This is a genomic window from Eisenbergiella massiliensis, from assembly GCF_003435485.1.
In genome coordinates this window covers 16,833-37,769 of sequence record NZ_QVLV01000010.1, presented here as the reverse complement: position 1 = coordinate 37,769, position 20,937 = coordinate 16,833, and the positions used below count along the sequence as shown (strand labels likewise).

Below are 20,937 nucleotides of genomic sequence, written 5' to 3'. Positions count from 1 at the left end.
GAGGAAAATATAGTGAAAAACAAAAAGCCCAATATAATATATATACTAAATGATCATCAGGTAAATTATGGGCATGGCAGTCAGGGAGTCAGAATAAAACGCCCTGTTTTTGATAAATTTGCTTCTGAGGGAGTGCGGTTTGAACGGGCTTATTCAGTATGCCCTTTATGCGGTCCGGCAAGAAGGAGTATGCTTACAGGATTATATCCCCATAATCATGGAGAACTTATTAATGATGCAGATCATCCCTTTGATACGGAGGTTTATCTGGATACATTATATGAGGAAGGTTATGATAATTACTACTTTGGAAAGTGGCATGCCGGGCCGGGAACTGCATTGGAACATCATTGTGAGGGCTTTAATTATCCAAGCTATAATAATCCATATAACAAACCAGAATATAAAGAGTATCTCCGAAGGAAAAAACTTCCGGAACCCAGAATTTTGATTGAACATAATTTCTCAAGCTTTGTTCCATATGAAGAACTGGAGGAGGGAAAAGAATACCAGCAGGATCGCAGCTGGTGCAACGAACATGCCTCAGGAATTATGCTGACGCCTCCAGAGACGCATGAGGCTTTTTTTCTGGCGGATATGGCATGTGAAAAACTGAGAGAATTAAAGGAAAAGGAGAATGGTAAACCATTTCATCTCAGAATTGATTTTTGGGGCCCGCATCAGCCATATTTTCCTTGTAAGGAATATGCGGATATGTATTCTCCATCTGATATCCCTGAGTATCCCAGTTTCCGGGAAGATGTGTATCACAATAATAAACCTGAAGTTTATCAGTCAGAAAATAACAGAGGTATTTCCAGTGATGATAAGATAATTTTTCCTAACCCTCTTCCATGGAGTGTCTGGCAGGAGGTGATTGCCAGAGCTTATGCACAAATTACAATGATGGATGCCGCAGCGGGAAAGATTCTTGACGCTATAAAAGAGCATGGCTTTGAAGAAAATACAATTGTAATTTGGACAACGGATCATGGTGATGCATTGGCCTGTCATGGGGGGCATTTTGATAAACGTTCTTATATGCCAGAAGAAATGCTGCGTGTTCCCATGGCGGTTCGTTTCCCTGGGAAAATGCCGGAGGGGCTTGTAAGCAATGCGCTTGTGAGCAATCTGGATGTAGCGCCTACAATGCTGGACGCTGCCGGCAGCGCTTTTAAAAAGGATGTGGATGGGAATTCTCTGTTGAAAATAAGGGAAGGCAATGATGTTAACTTCAGGGATTATTTTGTATGCGAAACACATGGACATTTGGAAAAGCATTTGGGACGGGCGGTAATCACGCAGCGTTATAAGTATATATATAACGACTCACAGATCGAAGAATTATACGATTTATGTCTGGATCCATATGAAATGAATAATTTGTATAAAGATAAAGCTATGAGTGATATTTTGCAGAAAATGCGGCATCTGCTGAAACAATGGGCACAAAATACAGGAGACACAGTATTATTAAGTTCAATATCCGGTAAAACTGAATAAATGATGTAATACCAGGGACTGATATTCTGATAAGGGGTATCAGTCCTTTTGAACGGTTGACTGCGAAAATTTACAGACTTTTCATAGTTTATCTATGGATTTTTTTTGAAAAAAGTCATATAACATAAATGATGTAATTCCGGCGTCTGGAAAAGGCCGGAAAACCGGAACTTTTACGCTGACCTATAAATATACGGCTAAGGTTTTCCCCGAAAGCAGATAAAAGTTGAACAAATGCCGCTTTTCTGCTATTATAAGGGGTAGTGCATGTCCGGCTTTTGCCGTAAAGGGCAGAGAAATGGGCCGAGACGGGTTATTTTAGCGGACAAAACGATTGGAGCAAATACAAAATGAATGTAATTCAAAAAGTTTTCGGCACGCACAGCGACAGGGAATTGAAGCGCGTTATCCCCATTGTGGACAAGATTGAGTCTTTAAGGCCCGCGATGATGGAGCTTTCCGATGAACAGCTGAAGGATAAGACGAAGGAATTCAGGAAGCGTCTCTCCGAAGGGGAAACACTGGATGACCTGCTTCCGGAGGCTTATGCCACGGTGCGTGAGGCTGCCAGAAGAGTCCTGAACATGGAACCCTTCCGCGTACAGCTGATGGGCGGTATCATCCTGCATCAGGGACGTATCGCTGAAATGAAAACCGGTGAAGGTAAGACCATGGTTTCCACGCTTCCGGCGTATCTGAATGCCCTGGAAGGAAAGGGTGTCCATGTGGTTACGGTCAACGATTACCTGGCTGCCAGGGACTCCGCCTGGATGGGCGCGGTTCATGAATTCCTGGGCCTGGAGGTAGGCGTGGTATTAAACAGCATGAAGCCGGAGGAAAGACGCGCCGCTTATGCCAAGGATATTACCTATGTGACCAATAATGAATTGGGCTTTGACTACCTGAGAGACAACATGGTCATTTATAAGGAACAGCTGGTGCTGCGTGACCTGCATTATGCCATCATCGATGAGGTTGACTCCATTTTGATCGATGAGGCCAGAACCCCTCTGATCATTTCCGGCCAGAGCGGGAAATCCACCAAGCTGTACGAGGCCTGCGATATCCTGGCAAAACAGATGGAGCGCGGCGCGGACATGGAGGATCTGTCCAAGCTGGACGCCATCATGGGCGTGGAACAGGAGGAATCGGGAGACTTCGTTGTCAATGAAAAGGATAAAGTGGTCAACCTGACGGAGCAGGGTGTTGCTAAAGTGGAAAGATTTTTCCAGATTGAGAACCTCGCGGATCCGGAGAATCTGGAAATCCAGCATAATATCATCCTGGCCCTGCGTGCAAATAACCTCATGTTCCGCGATAAGGACTATGTGGTAAAGGACGACCAGGTTCTGATCGTCGATGAATTTACCGGACGTATCATGCCGGGCCGCCGTTATTCCGACGGACTCCATCAGGCGATTGAAGCGAAGGAGCACGTACAGGTCAAGAGAGAAAGCAAGACGCTGGCGACCATTACCTTCCAGAACTTCTTTAATAAATTTGAGAAAAAAGCAGGTATGACAGGTACCGCACTTACTGAGGAAAAGGAATTCCGCGATATTTACGGCATGGACGTTATCGAGATTCCCACCAACAGGCCGATTCAGAGAATTGACCATCAGGATGCGGTTTACAAGACCAGAAAAGAAAAGCTGCATGCGATTGTGGAGGCAGTGGAGGAGTCCCATGCCAAGGGGCAGCCTGTCCTGGTTGGTACGATTACCATTGAGGCTTCCGAAGAGCTGAGCGGCCTTCTGAAGAGAAAGGGAATCCCGCATAAGGTGCTGAATGCCAAGTTCCATGAGCTGGAAGCGGAAATCGTTGCGGATGCCGGTATCCACGGCGCCGTTACCATTGCCACCAATATGGCCGGCCGTGGTACGGATATTAAGCTGGATGATAATGCCAAGGCAGCGGGCGGATTAAAGATTATCGGTACGGAGCGGCATGAGTCCAGGCGTATCGACAATCAGCTGCGCGGACGTTCCGGACGACAGGGAGATCCAGGTGAATCCAAGTTCTACATTTCGCTGGAAGATGATTTGATGAGGCTGTTCGGATCCGAGCGTCTGATCAATATGTTCAACACCATGGGTGTTCCGGAAAATCAGGAAATCGAGCACAAGATGCTCAGCAACGCCATTGAAACGGCGCAGAAGAAAATAGAGAGCAACAACTTCGGTATCAGAAAGAACCTGCTGGAGTACGATCAGGTTATGAACGAGCAGCGTGAGATTATTTACGCTGAAAGACGCCGTGTCCTGGACGGGGAAAGCATGCGCGATGTTATTTACAAAATGATTACGGATATTGTGGATAATACCGTGGACATGGTAATCGGTGAAGACGCGGATGTGGAGGATTGGAATTTCAAGGAGCTCAATTCCCTGCTTCTGCCGATTATACCGCTGGTTCCTGTTACAAAGGAGCGGGTGAACAAGCCAAAGAGAAACAGTCTGAAGCAGCAGCTGAAGGAAGAGGCTGTGAAGCTGTATGAGAGCAAGGAGGCGGAATTCCCGGAGCCGGAAGCTATCCGTGAGCTGGAGCGGGTGATTCTGCTGAAGGTGATTGATAATAAGTGGATGGCTCATATCGATGATATGGATCAGCTGCGTCAGGGAATTGGTTTGCAGGCTTATGCCCAGAGGGATCCTCTGGTTGAGTATAAGATGAGCGGTTATGAGATGTTTGACAGCATGACCGACAGTATCAGGGAGGATACCATCCGGCTGCTCTTCCACGTGAGAGTGGAGCAGAAGGTGGAAAGGGAGCAGGTTGCCAAGGTGACCGGCACCAATAAGGATGATTCCGGCCCGAAGGCTCCGATGAAACGGAGCGAAAAGAAGGTATATCCGAATGATCCCTGTCCTTGCGGCAGCGGGAAGAAGTATAAGAACTGCTGTGGGAAGAATAAGTAAAGAATAAGTAAGAGATGGATTGGGGATAAGGAATTAGTGGAGGGATGGAGGACCCGGAAGGGTGACTTGACCTCCGCGGTTTAAGGAATGGTAACCCGGTAATCCGCCGGGGAGGCTCAAGGGCCTTCGGCCCTTTCGCTTTGCGGCTGTCGCCGCATGCCGGAGAGGAAACAGAAAGCTTTCGGGAAGCAGGCGTCCGGGCATAGGGCGGCCCGGGCGTCTGTTTCCCGGAAGCTTTCTGTTTCCTCTCCGGCGCCCGGCTCGTAGAAGATCGTAAAGGTGGTGATCGTTAGTGGTTTTGTTGGATCAGATGAAACAGGAATTACAGGCTTATAAAACTCCATTAGCGGAAGTGAGGGATTCACTTTAACTTAGCTGAAAAGTCTAAGCGAATCGAAGAATTGGAGCGCGAGATGGAGGCTCCGGGATTTTGGGATAATCCTGAATATTCCAATAAGAAAATGAAAGAACTTAAGAACCTGAAGGATACCGTGGAGCAGATTGAGAATCTGTTCACCCAGTATGACGATATCGAGACGCTCATTGAAATGGGAAATGAGGAAAACGATGAGTCTATGGCGGAGGAAATCCGTTCTGAGCTGGATTCCTTCACGGAAGAACTGGAAACGCTGCGCATCAGCACGCTTCTTACCGGCGAGTATGATAAGAACGGCGCCATACTGAAGCTTAATGCAGGCGCAGGCGGTACCGAAAGCTGCGACTGGTGCAGCATGCTTTACAGAATGTATACCAGATGGGCGGAACGAAAAGGCTTTACTGTGGAAGTCCTGGATTTCCTGGACGGCGACGAAGCCGGCATTAAATCCGTTACCTTCCAGGTAAACGGAGAAAACGCATACGGCTATCTGAAATCAGAAAAAGGAGTGCACCGCCTGGTGCGGATCTCCCCATTCAACGCACAGGGCAAACGCCAGACTTCCTTTGTATCCCTGGATGTCATGCCCGATATTGAAGAAGACCTGGATATCGAAATCAATGAGGAAGACCTCAGAATCGATACCTACCGAAGCAGCGGCGCAGGCGGCCAGCATATTAACAAGACCTCCTCAGCCATCCGTATCACCCATCTTCCTACCGGAATTGTGGTACAGTGCCAGAACGAGCGCTCCCAGTTCCAGAACAAAGATAAGGCCATGCAGATGCTGAAAGCCAAGCTGTATATGCTCAGACAGGAAGAAAACGCCCAGAAGCTTTCCGGAATCCGCGGTGAAGTCAAAGAAATCGGCTGGGGCAATCAAATCCGCTCCTACGTTTTCCAGCCCTACACCATGGTCAAAGACCACAGAACCAACCACGAAACCGGAAACGTAGACGCCGTTATGGACGGAGCATTAGACTCCTTCATCAACGCTTATCTTAAATGGATAAGCACCGGCAAAGCCGATGGCGAAGAATAACCTGGAAACACCATTGAACAATTTTATAATTTTTAAACCTATAAAGAGCGCCTGCCTCAATTTGAAGCAGACGCTCTTTGATGTTTATTAATACAAATTCAATACCTTCACAGTTACTGCGAAATTCCATCCCCGATCACTTTCACGATTGAATTTAAATCCTCTTAAATCACTTTCATACATAAAACGTGGCAAATACGCTGCTCTACTGAATACACCCTTCAAATTCCCCTAATAAAGGCACCAAATACAAATATCACAATTTCACCCCAAATACCATACCTCATCATACCACACCCCTCCTATATACAATTACTATATCTTTTGACCGTTCCGCCCTACATAACCTCAAAGCCCGGAAGGCACGGCATTTGCTTACGATGCGGCAGGGGCGGGCTGGAGGGAGGGGGAAGGGGGTTTTGTACAATCCTTTTTAGACCATGAAGCTGAGACTTAAAAATTATGGAAGGCTCTCCTGACATAATTTTTCGCCCAAGGCTCAGCGTAATGCCCGGTCTAACCAGGACTTGCACAAAACCCCCTTCCCCCTCCCTCCAGCCCGCCCCTGCCGCATACGTAAGCAGATGCCGTGCCTTCCGGGCTTGTATCTATATCTGGAAAATGTGGCGGGTACGGTGGTCATCATAAGAGCGCACCTCATGGGGCGTCGCATCAGCCAGATGCTCCTTTTTCCACTCTGAAGGCGACATATGCATATACTGCTGGAACTGCCGGTTAAAGCTGGAAAGGCTGCTGTACCCCACCTGCTGCGCAATGACGCTGACAGGCATCTGGTTTAAATGAATCAGGTGGCAGGCCTGCTGGATGCGGTAATGCTGCAGATACTCCAAAGGACTGATCCCCACCATATTTTTAAACAGCCTGCGCAGATGGCTTTCGCTGATGCAGCAGTGCTCCGCAAGGCCGCTGACGGAAAATGGCTCATTATAATGTGCATACAGATAACTGAGCGCGCTGCGGATATAAGAATAGCTGTCCCCGGATTCCGACATGACCGAGTCTGCAGCCGACATGGTAATGCGGTTGATTTCTGAAAAAAGGGAAAACAACAGCCCATGGACAGCCTGCTGATAAAGCGGTTCTTTTTCCTGGAATTCCCGGAAAATACGGGATAGATAGTGGTAAAGCAAAGGAAAGGAGGCTGCCGTCACAATCACGGGAACCTCCTGAAGCATATAAAAAATCTGCCAGGTATCCGAACCACAGTCCGATGCGGATTCCAGAAAATGCTTTGGATCAATATAAATATATTCCCAGCGGCTTTCCTGCAAGCCGCGTACCGCCAAATGGGGTACCTGCGGAAAAAGGATGCTGAAGGCTTCCGCTTCATAGGGTACAGGAGCCTGGCCGGCCAGAAACAGCTGTCCGTTTCCGCTGATGCAGTGTCCGATTTCCAGCCCATTATGAAAATGAAGATACTCCGGTGAATTCACGGAAATGGTCCAGTTATCCCCGAGAAAAGCAAGCACCGGGAACCGGGAGGGGAAATCATAGGGCCTGTATCTAATGGGAAATCGTTGGAATGATTGTTTCTGCATAGTTTTTAACTCCTTAATGATAGGAAGCGGCGGCTTTGTATAATTATAATAACAGTAAATCAATAAATGAAGAAAAAAGCAATAAAGTGCATAAATAATATAAAATATTCGAGGATTCATACATACACTTTACGAAAAATTATATCGAAAAAAGCAGAAAAAGTAAAGGGATGCAATCGGATATGTCGAACGGAAATGATTGACGGATGAACTGTTTTTGCAAAGACAGGAGATGAAAAAAATGGACGGTATTCTGAATGGAAAAGAAATGGATACACAGGAGATACGCAGGTGGATTGAAAACCACATGCCGGATATCGTAAAGGATCTGACACGCATCTGCTGTATCAGGAGTGTGGCCGAGGTGGATGCGGCAGAGAATCCGCCTTATGGCAAAGGCTGCCGTGAGGTTCTGGAGGAAATGCTTCACATCGGAGAAGAAAATGGTTTTGCGGTTCATAACTATGACAACTATGTAGGTAAGATTTGCTATAACAGCCGGGAAAATAAAGACAGTATAGGTATCTGGGCGCATTTGGATGTAGTTGAGGAAGGCAGGGACTGGAACTACGAGCCCTATGTGCCCGCAGTAAAAGACGGCTATTTTATTGCCCGGGGCTGCCAGGATAACAAAAGCTCAGCTATTATGGGACTTTATGTGCTGAAATATATGAAAGAACATAATATCAGGCTTTCTCACGATCTGGAGCTGTACCTTGGAACCTGTGAGGAGCAGGGCATGTACGATCTGGACTATTATGTGAAGCATTACGACTGCCCTACCCTGTCCCTTGTGCCTGACAGCGGATTTCCGGTATGCTGCGGAGAACGTGGCTCCTTCAACGGAGAGTTGATTTCACGGCAGGAATGCGGAGAGGAGCTGCTGGCTGCCGTCTGCGATAACAAGCTGTACATGATACCGGATAAGGCCGGGATTACCCTGAAATACAGCGACGCACTTTGGAAAAAATGCGGTAACCTGGGTGCTGCCCTGACAGTGCGGAGGGAAGGGGACGGTATTCATATAACTGCCCGGGGTGTTTCTTCTCATTCATCCAATCCCGGGGCCGGTAAAAATGCCCTGACTATTTTAGCGGATGTATTGTGCGGACAGGAATTGATAAGCGAAGAAAACAGGAAACTTTTTTCTTTGATTTTGGATATAAACAAGGACCATACGGGCAATGCGCTTGATGTTTTCTGCGAGGACGGGCTTTCCGGCCCCATTAATATGGTAGCGACGCAGCTGCGCATACAGGATGGACATCTGGTGATCGGTTTTTCCTCCCAATATCCCGTTACCTGCACCGGCTTCCCCTTTGAAGAGCGTGCGAAGGAGGCTGCGTCACTGCGCGGCTTTGATTTAAAGGTCACCCGCCTTTCAAAAGCCAATTACTTTGACCCGGAGCATGCGGTGGCAAAGGCGCTAACCGGAATCTGTCAGGAGCTTCTGGAGAATGAAGACGGACCGTTTGTCATGAGCGGAGGAACCTATGCAAGAAAGCTGCCCAATGCCTTTGCCTTTGGCACGGGCATGAAACTCCCGCCGGCCCCTGAAGGACTGTTTGCTCCCGGACACGGCGATTACCACCAGCCCGATGAAAGCATAGCGCTTGCAAGAATACAAAAAGCGCTGGAGATATACATCTGTGGCATTCTGCGGATAGACGGACTGGATATCAGACCTTAAACAGGCAGTATCACGTGGATTCAGACGCAATAATATGGAGCGGCTGCGAGACGGCCACGTGTTGTGACATAGTACAAGAAAGGAAGAGAGAGTTATGAGAAAGTGGAAAAAAACAAGCGCAGCGTTGATGGCGGCAGTCCTTGCCGCGGCATCTATGCTGGGAGGCTGCGGCAATGCGGCATCAGAAACGGCGCAAAGCGGAACGACGGCACAGGAAGCATCCGTCTCCCAGGGGACTGAGGACGGTACAGAGGCAGGAACGGAGGCAGCGGGAACCGGAAGCACCAAAATCGCGGACGGAGATGTTACCCTGACAATTTTCTGTGATTTCCAGACAGCAGCCAGAGCCTACTATTCGGATTTGGGAGAAAATCCTGTTGTCCAGAAAATTTCTGAGGATACCGGACTGAAATTTGAATTCATCCATGCGCCCGTAGGGGATGACGGCTCCTATTTCCAGCAGCTGCTGGCATCAGGAGATTTGCCGGACCTCATGTACACCAACCTGTTCCAGACAACCTACCCCGGCGGTGTGGAGGGCGCGATTTCAGACGGAGTCCTTTATAACGTAACGGATCTGGTGGAGCAGTATGCGGTGAATTTCAAGAACCTCTGCGAGGAAAGCGGAGACCCGGATGTACAGAAGAAAATCAGAGGTGACGAAGGAAACATTGTTAAATTCGGAACCACCTGGCTTCCTCCCACCGACAACAATAAGATTTTCAACGGCCTGATCGTAAGGCAGGACTGGCTGGATAAATACAACCTGGAAGCGCCTGTCACACTGGATGACTACACCAACGTGCTGCGTACCTTCAAGGAGAACGGCGTGCAGATTCCCCTTGCCCTCTGTGAATTTAACCAGGCACAGTTTTCTGCCAACAACCCCATTGCCTCTGCATTTGATGTTTCCATCAAGGAGTTTGACCTGGACGATGACGGAAATGTACATTACAGCAGAACACAGGACGGCTATAAGGAATTTCTGAAGGTCCTGAAACAGTGGGCTGAGGAAGGCCTGATTGATACGGACTTCGTATCCCGTACCATTGATGATTCCCTCAAGCTGTTCCAGAACGGCACAGCCGGCATGTGCTTTGCCCATACCTATAATGTAAAACAGTCCGTAACCGCAGGCGCAGCAGTAGATCCGGAGTTCAAACTGACCTCCTGTGTGCTGCCCAGAGTAAATGCGGATGACACCACCCATATGTCCAAAATCACAGGCTCCATCAACTCCTATTCCTGGCAGGTTGCGGCCACCAGCAAGCACCCGGAGGAAGCGGTTAAATTCGTGGACTACCTGATGAGCCCCGAGGTTATGCTTCTCACAGCCTGGGGAACTAATGAAGGCGATGAAAAAACTTATACGGAAGGTGCCGACGGAACCAGGGAATTTACCGAATTTGTTACGGAAAACCCGGACGGACTTGACTATGACACGGTAAGATCCCTTTACATGTGCTCCCCCTTCCAGATTAAATACGATGAAACCATGGAGGCAGCCCAGTATGCACTGGAGGAATGCCACCAGTCATGGGATGCCTGGGGCACAAAAAATGACGACAAGCATACGCTTCCCGGCTACCTGACACTGACCACGGAGGAATCCAAGGAGCTGACACAGATTAAAACAAAGCTTGCCAACTATTCCGACGAAATGGTTTACCGTTTCATCTTCGGGGAAGAGGATCTGGAAAGCGGCTGGGACGGCTTTGTGGCACAGCTGAAGGAACTGGGCAGCGAACGCGCCGAAGAAATCAATGCGGCTGCTTATGCAAGATATGAAGCCCGTGAGTAATCGTCATACAGTGCGACTGTAAAGGTACCGGACGGTTATTTCCATAAATAATCAGTAAAAAGAACGGAGAAATGCAGAAAAAGGCTGGCGGAAGTAGAGCCGGCCTTTTGCAGCTGCTTTGTCAGCCGGGCAGCTGCCGCTTTATTCCATAATAACAGATTGATATGCGTGCCGGCGCACGCAGAGAGGAGCTAAGATGAAAAGAGGTGCGGTCAGCGCGAAAAAAGAGCCTTTTTTTAAGATACTGTGGAGAAACATGAGGTCACATCCGCTTCTGTACATCATGATTTTACCGGTTCTCGCATATTTCCTTGTGTATCATTACTATCCCATGTACGGGATGATTATATCCCTGTTCGATTACGTTCCCACCAAAGGGATTTTCGGAAGTGATTTTGTGGGACTGAAGCATTTCAAGGCCTTCCTGGGAGATCCTTACTTTTTCCGTACCATGAGAAATACGGTTTCCATCAACCTCCTTCTGCTGCTTTTCGGTTTCCCGTTCCCGATCATATTTGCCATTCTGCTGAATGAGCTGACAGGGACCAGACTCAGGAAAATAACCCAGACCATCACCTACATGCCGCATTTTATCTCCGCAGTGGTAATCTGCGGTCTCATGCTGGATTTCTGTAAAACAAACGGCGTGATCACCAGCGTTTTCTGCGCGGTTACAGGCCAGGAGGCCTCTAACATGTTCAGCCATTCCGCCTATTTCCAGCCGCTGTATGTACTGATGTGCATCTGGCAGGAATTCGGCTGGGATTCCATCATTTATTTTGCCGCGCTGACTGGCATTGACCAGAGCCTGTACGAAGCCGCTGAAATAGACGGCGCCAACCGTTTTAAAAAAATTATTCACGTAACCCTGCCGGGCATTTCCCCTACGATAGTGATACTGCTGATCATGCGTATCGGCAATATGATGACCCTGGGCTGGGATAAAATCCTGCTTCTGTACAACCCCATGGTCTATGAGAAGGCGGATGTTATTTCCACCTACGTTTACCGGATAGGTCTGATGAATTTTGAATACAGCTTCGCCGCGGCCGTGGGATTTTTTAACTCCATCATTAATTTCGTTCTGCTGATTCTGGCCAACACGGTGAGCCGGAAGGTGAATGAAACCAGTCTGTGGTAAGCGTCATGTTGACAAAGAGAGGTGCGGTATGAAGAAAAAAGTAAAACCCTTCCAGGTCATAAATGTCCTGATTATGCTGTTTTTAATAGGAATCACCCTGTATCCCATGTACTATGTGGTGGTGGCCTCCATCAGTGATCCCATTCTCCTCAAATCCCATACGGGATTGCTGTGGAAGCCCCTCGGCGAAGCCACGCTGGCAGGCTACCAGAAAACCCTGGCAAACAAGAGTCTTTTCAACGGCTTTAAAATCACGTTGTTTTACCTGATCATCGGAACCCTGCTCCAGGTTGTGCTGACCAGCTTTGCAGCTTATGTGGTATCCCGGAAATGCTTCCTGATCCGCAGGGGAGTGATGAAGCTCATGATTTTTACCATGTTCTTCAGCGGCGGACTGATCCCCTTGTTTTTCGTTATCAGGAATACAGGGCTTTACAACACCATCTGGGTATCCAGCATACCCTATGCGGTCAGCGCCTATAACATGATCATCATGAAAACCTTCTTCGAATCCATCCCGGAAAGCCTGGAGGAGGCCGCTATCATTGATGGCGCCAACGATTTTACCGTATTTTCCAGAATCATCATGCCCCTTTCCAAGCCGGTGGTGGCGGTTATGATTCTCTACTATGGCGTAGGCCAGTGGAACTCATGGTTTCCGGCAGCCATGTTCACAAGGGACAGGAAAATCTATCCCCTCCAGATGATACTGCGTGAAATCCTTATAGAGAACCAGGCGCAGAATGCGGATTCCCTGATTGCCGCCGTGGAAGACACCTTCAGCAGCGAGCTTGTGAAATACTGCACCATCATTGTCTCCACCATCCCGATTCTCATTATTTACCCGTTCCTGCAGAAATATTTTGAAAAAGGCGTAATGATAGGAGCGGTAAAAGGATGACGTACCAAAAAAAAGAAAACCTCCGGCAGATGCTGGAAGGAAAGCCCCACGCCCATGTCCCGGTCAGCTTTTTCCAGCACCTTAACCCCTGGGAGCTGTCGGGTGAGGCCTGCGTGGAAGCACATATACGCTTTTGCCGCCGCACGGAACCGGATTTCCTGAAAATCATGCACGATGGCCTCACAGCCCCTGTCGATCTTAATCTGACGGAGCTTTCCGAGCTGAAGGCTTACCGCCCGGGATTTCAGAACAATCCTTACATCAGAAAATACCTGGATCGCGCCGCACGGATCAACGATCGGCTGGCAGGGGATACAGACACCTGGTGCAATGTCTTTTCCCCCTTTACCCTTCTGCGCAGGATAGGAGAGGAAAGATTTTTTACATTTTTCAGGGAGGATCCCCAGGCGATCCGTGACGTACTCCTTTTTCTGGGGGAGGATCTGGCATACCTGAGCAGGAAACTGATCGAAGACGCCGGCTGTATGGGCATTTTTCTGGCGTTGCAGGGAGCAGAGAGCGGCCTGTTCACCCCGGAAGAATTCTCAGACTTCATAGCCCCCTCCGAACAGCTGGTGATTACGGCCATGGAGGAAAGCTCTCCTTATAATATCCTCCATTTCTGCGGCTGGAATCAGATCAAAAACCAGCTGGAGCTATGGAAGGATTACCCTGCCAACACGGTTAACTGGGCTATTTACGTGGAAAACCTCCCTCTGACGGAGGGCAGGAAAATGTTCGGCATGCGCAACTGCATGGGCGGCTTTGACAACCGCCGGGGAAAGCTGCTCTATGCCGGCACAGAAAAAGAAATCCGGCAGGAAACCGTAAATATCCTGGAAACCTACCGGAAGGCCTTTGGAAGCATGGACGGCCTGATGCTGGGCGCGGATTGTTCCTTCCTGCCTGATTTTGAAACGCAGCGCTTCTGCTGGGTAACTGACGAGCTCAGAAACTGGGAACGCCGCACAGCCTACGTGGCACGATAGGGAGCATACCTGGGATCCTTTTTCACAATGGCGCGTCTGTCATTCCGAAAGGCCTGGGGAGAGCTCCCTACAATTTTATGAAAATACCGGTTAAAGCTGGACAGCGAGTGAAAGCCCGTCTGCAGAGCGATATCCAGAATGCCCGTTTCGCTGCTTGTCAGCATCCTGCACGCCTTCTGAATCCGTACGGTTCTCAGATACTGCAGCGGCGTCTGCTGAAAGCTCTCCTGGAAACGCTGCATAAACTGCCGCGAAGACAGCCCGCACAGATAGGCCAGATGCGCCGTATCCAGCTCGGCCGCATATTCCGAATCCAGATAGGATATGGCGGGAAACAGCTGCGGCAGAGACGAACCGCCCCCGCCAAAAACGGAACAGCCCTGATGTTTGCGGTACAGCAAGACCAGAAGCGTCTCCACCATTCCCCGGACAGCCGTCCTGTAATGTCCCACTCTGTCTGTCAATTCCCCGATTATCATCCGGATAAGCTCCACCTCCTCACAAAACCGCTCCCCTGACAGAAGCTTGGAAAAATCCGTATACTGATACCAGGTAAATTCACTGGGAAGCCCGTTGGGATAAAAAGGAGCCAGAAGCTGTTCCGGATTAAAAAAAAGATAACTGCACGAAACCTCACCCTCCTGCGACGGAAAAAAAGAACCATGCGTAAAGAAGGGAGGAAGAAAACAGATATTCCCCGGTGAAAGGGAAGATACCTGATTCTCCAGATTCCAGGTCATGGTTCCGCTCTGACAGAATGCGATTTCAATGCAGTTATGAAAATGAATAAAATCTATCTGCGGCGTCGTGGATTTAACCTCCATCAAAAGAATCGGAAAATCCGCGGCGAATTTGTACTCTCTGTAAGTGACAGGAAGGTTCCTGCTGCAGGAAGTCATAGGAAATCCCCCTTAAAACAATTACGCCCCCAAAAGCGTGTTTTACTGATTATGCCTGTTCCGATAGCTCATCAGCTCCAGATAAAAATTAGCGGATGCAGTATTCGCATATGGAATCACAAACAGCAGACCGATCCCGCAGGTAAGCAGCCCCAGCAGATAAAGCGGGATAAAGCTTACAGCCAGATAAAAACGCCGCCCCTTGCTTCCCTTCATAATCTTCCGGCTGTACCGCAGGCACTCAATTGCCGAAAACTCCGGAAAATCCAGGCAAACATAAAAACTCTGAGAATACTGCAGGCTGATAATAGTTCCACCCACCAGCCCGATCACAAATGTAATAGAAAACACCAGTATCATTACGGACACCGAAACATCAACAAAACTGAAAATAGCCATACAGATAAAAAGCGGTACAAAGAAAACCAGACAAAGCAGCAGCTGAAAAAGCTGGATTAGAATCGCCTTATCCGGATGGTTCCCAAATCCATAAAAAACATCGCTGATCTTGATATTCCCCCCGCAGCACACATTCAGATACATGTAAGTCTGCCCCGCAAGGAAAATACCCATCAGCAGCTGCAGCAGACACTCAATCACGAACTGCACCGTCAGCCCCGTCATAGTCCTCGTATTCAGTGAAAACGTCGCCATGAAATTAATCATCGTCATAATCACTTCCACCACAAGAAACGCCGGAACCAAGGTCCCGTATTTCCCCAGCATCTGCCCCTTTGCCTTAGCCTTCAGCTCCGCTGAAGATGCATGTCTGTCCATATGTAAATCTCCTTCTGCATTCAAAAATCAAAAATACCCATAATAGCCCAGCTGCCTGAACCATAACTGATAACAATCCCGTTCCCGCACAGTTACTGCAAAACACCGCCGGCCCACGTACCCTTCATCCCCGTAAAAAATCCGCCTGGATAAAGCAGCGCCTGCAACCGCTCTAATGATACCCTGCATCCTCCTGAATCTGCTCCCACATATCATCAAAGCTCTCGCCATAAAAATACTCCGAATACTGATTCAGCTGATCGTGAAACTCCTGCTTATAAGAAGGATTCGTAAACAGCATCACGAAAAAACTTCCAACCACAACCACATTCACAACCATCCCCAGAATCCCCGTCAGCAGCCCGACTTTGGCATTCGGGAGCATAGCCTTATCATTCCCCTTGGAAAGCAGGCTCAAAATAATCGAAAGCCCCCCGCAGATAATCGGTGGATACACCGTTGCAAAAAAAGCGCTGATAACGGCAATAATCCCCAGCACCATGGAAGCTGTAGCAAAGCTGCTCCCCGGATGCCGCGTAGGCGGCGTATAATACGGAGGATACCCCGACCCATTATTCTGATAAGGCGGCACCGGCCCATTATTATAGCTATCCATAAAATTCTCCTTTATCAACTCATACCATATAACATAAGCTGTTTCTATTTAACCTACAAACCCTACGGATGCTATTGTAGCACGTTTCCCCCACCAGCACAAATGAAAAAACTATGAAATCCCCACACATAATCCCCATTTCCTCATTCTGCCCCATACCCTCAAACCCCCTGCCCGCCGCCCCGATGACGCAGTCTGCAGGAACACAGCCAGGACGCGGCAAAGCAGGACATGGAGGGGAAGTTTCCATTCCCCCTTGAAATCGGGGGGACATTTCCACTATAATAAAAAACAGGTACTGCAACGCAGTAAAAGTAGTTTGTAACTGTAAGGGCGTGAAAAAGCTATTCAGTTACGGTAGTTCAAAGAAAGGAAAACCCCCGGCCTCCCACAGGCGCCAGGGGAAAACAGAAAAATAACCATGGATATTACAGGCAAACTGACAGAAGAACTCAAGGTAGAGCGCTGGCAGGTGGAAGCCGCAGTCAAGCTTATTGACGAAGGCAACACCATCCCCTTCATTTCCCGTTACCGCAAGGAGGTTACAGGCTCCCTCAACGACGAACAGCTCCGTGATCTCTACGAACGGCTGAATTACCTGCGCAATCTGGAGGAAAAGAAGGAACAGGTTCTTGCCAGCATTGAAGAACAGGGCAAGCTGGACGAAGAGCTTAAGGCCAGGATCCTGGCGGCCGAAACTCTGGTAGTGGTGGAGGATCTTTATCGCCCTTACCGCCCCAAACGCAAGACAAGGGCCAGCGTGGCCAAGGAAAAGGGCCTGGACGGCCTGGCACAGTTCATTCTCGCCCAGGAAACCGACCGCCCCCTGGAGGAAGAAGCAGCCAGATACATCAGTGAGGAAAAGGGTGTGGAAAGCGCCGCGGACGCTCTGCAGGGTGCAAAAGACATTATCGCGGAGGCAGTTTCCGACGAAGCCGACTACCGAATCTATATCCGCAGCATCACCTTTGAGGAGGGAAAAATCACCAGCACGGCCAAGGATGAAAAAGCCGCCAGCGTTTATGAAATGTATTACGCTTACGAGGAACCGCTGAAAAAGGCCGCAGGCCACCGCATCCTCGCCCTCAACCGCGGAGAGAAAGAAAAATTCCTCACCGTAAAAATCGAAGCCCCGGAAGAGCGGATTCTCCGCTATCTGGAAAAAAAGGTAATTACGAAAGAGAACCCTGTCACCAGCCCTGTTCTCCGGGAAGTGATTGCAGACAGCTATAACCGCTTGATCGCTCCTGCCATCGAAAGGGAAATCCGCAGCGACCTTACGGAAAAAGCAGAGGACGGCGCCATTTCCGTTTTCGGAAAGAACCTGGAACAGCTCCTCATGCAGCCTCCCATCGCCGGCAAGGTGGTGCTGGGCTGGGACCCCGCCTTCCGTACCGGCTGCAAGCTGGCGGTGGTGGACGCTACCGGAAAGGTGCTTGACACGAAGGTGATTTACCCCACCGCCCCTCAGAACAAGGTGACGGAAGCCAAGGCGGAGCTGAAAAGACTGATTAAAAAATACAATGTATCCCTGATTTCCGTAGGGAATGGAACGGCCTCCCGTGAGTCCGAGCAGGTAATCGTAGACCTGATCAAAGAGCTGGACACCCCGGTCCAGTACATTATAGTCAACGAAGCCGGCGCGTCCGTTTATTCCGCAAGCAAGCTGGCCACCGAGGAATTCCCCAACTTTGATGTGGGACAAAGAAGCGCCGCTTCCATTGCAAGACGCCTCCAGGATCCCCTTGCGGAGCTGGTAAAAATCGACCCCAAATCCATCGGCGTCGGACAGTACCAGCATGATATGAACCAGAAAAAGCTGGGAGAAGCCCTCAGCGGCGTAGTGGAAGACTGCGTAAACCGTGTGGGCGTGGATCTGAACACCGCCTCCGCCTCCCTGCTGGAATACATTTCCGGCATCTCCAAGACAATAGCCAAAAATATTGTGGAATACCGTGAGACAAACGGCCGCTTTACCAACAGAAAGCAGCTGCTTAAGGTAGCCAAGCTGGGTCCTAAGGCGTTTGAACAGTGCGCCGGTTTCATGCGCATTCAGGACGGTGATAACCCGCTGGATGCCACCAGCGTCCATCCGGAATCCTATGAAGCGACCATGAAGCTTTTAGACAGGCTGGATCTGACCATGGAGGATGTGAAAAAGCTGCAGGCGGAGGCAAAATCCGCGAAAGCCGCTCTCCGCCAGCAGCCCGCCGCCCCTCAGGGCCGCGGCCAGAAGCCGAAGCCGCAGAACCAGAAAAATATCGTCATCCGCAACACCAATACCGCCATGGGAAAAGCCCTGGCTGCGGCCATGGGCGGCGCGGTGCTTCAGGAAGAGCCGGCCGGCAAAAAAGCAGCTTCCGCTCCCGCAGGCAGAACCGATACTGGAGCCGCCGCCTCTGCGGGAACAGCCTCCGCAAGCCTGGAACGCCGTGTCCGTGACAAGAAGAAAATGGCGGAAGAGCTGGGAATCGGTGAAATCACCCTTACCGACATCCTTAAGGAACTGGAAAAACCGGCCAGAGACCCCAGAGAAGACATGCCCGCCCCCATCCTGCGCAGCGACGTGCTGGACATGAAGGATCTGAAGCCCGGCATGATTCTCAAGGGAACCGTGCGAAATGTGATTGACTTCGGTGTTTTTGTGGATATCGGCGTCCACCAGGACGGCCTTGTGCATATCTCCCAGATTACCGACCGCTTTATCAAGCATCCTCTGGAAGCAGTGAGCGTAGGCGATATTGTGGATGTGAAGGTTCTTGACGTGGATCTTGCCAAGAAAAGGATTTCCCTCACCATGCGTCTTGATCAGGAAACTCAGAAAAATAATAAAAACAAATAAAGGCATATAAAAAATGCTGCAGCCAAGGATACCGGGACTGCAGCATTTTTTTCATGCTACGGACATAATACGGACAGTTTTAATTCTGCGGCTGGATTCTGTTTTCCGTTTCCAGCAAAAAAGCATCCACGCTTTTATTGAAGGCCTCCCACTTCCTGGAGGCAATAAAATGATCCCCCTCCAGGATGACCAGCTTGCTTCCGGGTATGGATCTTGCTATCAGCTGTGTATGGCTCAGCCGGATCATATCCCTTGTTCCGGCAATCACGAGAACCGGCATCTGTAAAGAGAGAAGCTCCTCCGGATCAATATGCGGCTGCGTCACCATCAACCCCAGCATTTCCTTATTGGGCACCGCCTTTTTAGAAAACAACGCAATCAGGGAAACCATCAGATACCCCATAACAATGGGAAGCTGAACGGAATTTTTCACGCCTTTGGGAAACAAATTGGCCCCGTTCAAAATCAGCCTGCCAACCCGCCGGGGATGCCGCAGCGCGAAGAGCAGGGCGATGTTGGCCCCATCGGAGAAGCCCAGGATATCAGCCTGCTCCAGTCCTTTTTCATCCATAAAGGCTTCCAAATCCAGGGCAAACTGTTCCAGCGTGAAAGGCGCTTCTCCCCTGGGCGACTTCCCATGCCCCCTGGTGTCCAGGGCATAAACATGATATTTTTCAGAAAAGAAAGAAATCTGATGCTCAAAATAATCTGCGTTTTCACCGTTTCCATGAAGGAGCAGAAGCGGCGTCCCCTTCCCCTTTTCCAGATAATGCAGCCTGATGTCCATAAACACCTCCACTTATATAACAATTAAAATAGCTGAACCGTTTCCCGCTTCCCCTACTTCTGCGGCAGGGCCTTCTGGAAATGCTGGTAATCCTTCATGGTTTTCCAGTTTCCGCCCCAGGTGAAGCCATGCTCCGTAAACAGCTGGTAACACAGATCATTTTTATCTATTTTGGCCGGAAAATCCAGGCTCCTGTCCGCATATATTTCACTGGCGGCCGGAGAGACCCTTCTTTTGCCGTTGGGATAGGTTACATAGGGATTATACAGCGGATTTATATCAACGGCCAGCCCGTAGGCATGCCTGGAAAGGCTGGAGGTGCCGTCCACCACCCGGTAATTAAAGCAGGAGGTATTATTTGCCTCCATGGAAAGCGTATCGTCACCGCCGTATTCATCGATCAGCCGTATCCGTTCTATCGGATATGACGCCTGATAAAGCTCATAGAAAATTTCAACCAAATCCTGGGCAATCGCCTGGTTACATATGATTTCTCCCACCTGCGGCTGTCCCTCAAAGTCCATATACAGCACCTGCAGATATTTAAGCTCCTCATAGGGAACAATACACCCCTCCCCATAAGAAATTCCGGTAATCTTTTCCTTCACCGCATCACTTAAGGATTCATAAAAGAACCCCTCCTGATAAGTCACCCGGTCGGCCTGAGGCACAGCAGACTGCGCTGCAGCATCTTCCCCTTGATTCCCACTCCCGTTTTCCCCTCCGGACGCTAACGTCCCCGCCGCACATAAGGGCAGCGGAACCGCCATGCAAAAAAGAAGACATAGAAGAAAAGCAACAGCGCCGCCTGATAAAATGTTCTTATTTTTGGTTATCATAAATCAGCAAACCCTCCCTATAGAAACCTGTTATGCCTATTATTATAATCTATGCAGCCGCTCCTGGCAAAAAGAATCTGAAAAAGCGAAAATCCGCCGCCCGGCATTGCGCTGTTCGTCCCGGCATTCTGTATACTTTTCAGAAAAAGTTTTGTAAAACACTCCATCATGACAACTCCCGGAGGAACCGATATAATGAAAGAACATGATACAAAAGTATAGTGGACCGGAAAACTGCGGATGCCGGTAACAGTCCG

Annotated in this window: 16 protein-coding genes; 9 read left to right on the top strand and 7 right to left on the bottom strand. The window is 49.3% G+C overall.

Features of this window, described 5'->3' with window-relative positions; translation table 11 throughout:
- Positions 1-12 precede the first annotated feature (12 nt).
- From DXC51_RS15295 to prfB, 3 genes are all read left to right on the top strand, one after another.
- Positions 13-1,503: a sulfatase family protein gene (locus DXC51_RS15295; protein WP_025490349.1), complete on the top strand. Its 1,491-nt coding sequence runs from the start codon at positions 13-15 to the stop codon at positions 1,501-1,503.
- A gap of 350 nt (positions 1,504-1,853) precedes the next feature.
- A complete protein-coding gene (gene secA, locus DXC51_RS15290) occupies positions 1,854-4,421 on the top strand; it encodes a preprotein translocase subunit SecA (RefSeq protein ID WP_021633972.1) in 2,568 nt (855 codons plus the stop codon).
- Between the two features lie 292 nt (positions 4,422-4,713).
- Positions 4,714-5,839, top strand: a protein-coding gene (prfB, locus tag DXC51_RS15285; protein ID WP_390578887.1) for a peptide chain release factor 2 whose coding sequence is annotated in 2 segments (ribosomal slippage) — positions 4,714-4,776 and positions 4,778-5,839 — 1,125 coding nt in all. Because the reading frame shifts where the segments join, the coding sequence is not laid out codon by codon here.
- Positions 5,840-6,447: 608 nt separating this feature from the next.
- Here the strand turns inward: prfB and DXC51_RS15280 are convergent.
- Entirely contained in the window at positions 6,448-7,398 is a 951-nt protein-coding gene (locus tag DXC51_RS15280) for an AraC family transcriptional regulator (RefSeq protein ID WP_025490350.1), read from the bottom strand.
- A gap of 241 nt (positions 7,399-7,639) precedes the next feature.
- Here DXC51_RS15280 and DXC51_RS15275 point away from each other — a divergent pair, with 241 nt between their 5' ends.
- The 5 genes from DXC51_RS15275 to DXC51_RS15255 all read left to right on the top strand — a co-directional run bounded on the left by DXC51_RS15275 (position 7,640) and on the right by DXC51_RS15255 (position 13,920).
- Positions 7,640-9,088 (top strand): Sapep family Mn(2+)-dependent dipeptidase, encoded by a 1,449-nt coding sequence (locus DXC51_RS15275; protein ID WP_181970117.1) that lies wholly within the window; start codon positions 7,640-7,642, stop codon positions 9,086-9,088.
- Positions 9,089-9,182: 94 nt separating this feature from the next.
- Positions 9,183-10,889 (top strand): extracellular solute-binding protein, encoded by a 1,707-nt coding sequence (locus tag DXC51_RS15270; protein ID WP_021633966.1) that lies wholly within the window; start codon positions 9,183-9,185, stop codon positions 10,887-10,889.
- Positions 10,890-11,085: 196 nt separating this feature from the next.
- A complete protein-coding gene (locus DXC51_RS15265) occupies positions 11,086-12,030 on the top strand; it encodes an ABC transporter permease (RefSeq protein WP_021633965.1) in 945 nt (314 codons plus the stop codon).
- 28 nt (positions 12,031-12,058) lie between these two features.
- Entirely contained in the window at positions 12,059-12,931 is an 873-nt protein-coding gene (locus DXC51_RS15260) for a carbohydrate ABC transporter permease (RefSeq protein WP_025490352.1), read from the top strand.
- On the top strand, positions 12,928-13,920 hold the full coding sequence (locus DXC51_RS15255; protein WP_025490353.1) for a uroporphyrinogen decarboxylase family protein: 993 nt from the start codon (positions 12,928-12,930) through the stop codon (positions 13,918-13,920). Before DXC51_RS15260 ends, DXC51_RS15255 begins: the two co-directional genes overlap by 4 nt.
- Here the strand turns inward: DXC51_RS15255 and DXC51_RS15250 are convergent.
- The 4 genes from DXC51_RS15250 to DXC51_RS15240 are packed head-to-tail and all read right to left on the bottom strand — an operon-like array spanning position 13,905 to position 16,212.
- A complete protein-coding gene (locus DXC51_RS15250) occupies positions 13,905-14,819 on the bottom strand; it encodes a helix-turn-helix domain-containing protein (protein WP_025490354.1) in 915 nt (304 codons plus the stop codon). The genes DXC51_RS15255 and DXC51_RS15250 overlap by 16 nt on opposite strands.
- 42 nt (positions 14,820-14,861) lie before the next feature.
- Positions 14,862-15,596: a DUF975 family protein gene (locus tag DXC51_RS15245; protein ID WP_021633960.1), complete on the bottom strand. Its 735-nt coding sequence runs from the start codon at positions 15,594-15,596 to the stop codon at positions 14,862-14,864.
- A 27-nt stretch (positions 15,597-15,623) separates the two neighbouring features.
- Positions 15,624-15,785, bottom strand: coding sequence for a hypothetical protein (locus DXC51_RS29550; protein ID WP_021633959.1), 162 nt, complete (start codon positions 15,783-15,785; stop codon positions 15,624-15,626).
- A complete protein-coding gene (locus tag DXC51_RS15240; protein WP_025490355.1) occupies positions 15,769-16,212 on the bottom strand; it encodes a hypothetical protein in 444 nt (147 codons plus the stop codon). Before DXC51_RS15240 ends, DXC51_RS29550 begins: the two co-directional genes overlap by 17 nt.
- Positions 16,213-16,633: 421 nt before the next feature.
- Here DXC51_RS15240 and DXC51_RS15235 point away from each other — a divergent pair, with 421 nt between their 5' ends.
- Positions 16,634-19,054: a Tex family protein gene (locus DXC51_RS15235; protein WP_117531250.1), complete on the top strand. Its 2,421-nt coding sequence runs from the start codon at positions 16,634-16,636 to the stop codon at positions 19,052-19,054.
- Positions 19,055-19,133: 79 nt separating this feature from the next.
- Here DXC51_RS15235 and DXC51_RS15230 read toward each other — a convergent pair whose 3' ends face one another.
- Positions 19,134-19,841, bottom strand: coding sequence for an alpha/beta fold hydrolase (locus tag DXC51_RS15230; RefSeq protein WP_025490356.1), 708 nt, complete (start codon positions 19,839-19,841; stop codon positions 19,134-19,136).
- A gap of 53 nt (positions 19,842-19,894) precedes the next feature.
- Positions 19,895-20,680, bottom strand: a complete 786-nt coding sequence (locus DXC51_RS15225) for a M15 family metallopeptidase (protein ID WP_117531251.1) — start codon at positions 20,678-20,680, stop codon at positions 19,895-19,897.
- Between the last annotated feature and the right edge of the window lie 257 nt (positions 20,681-20,937).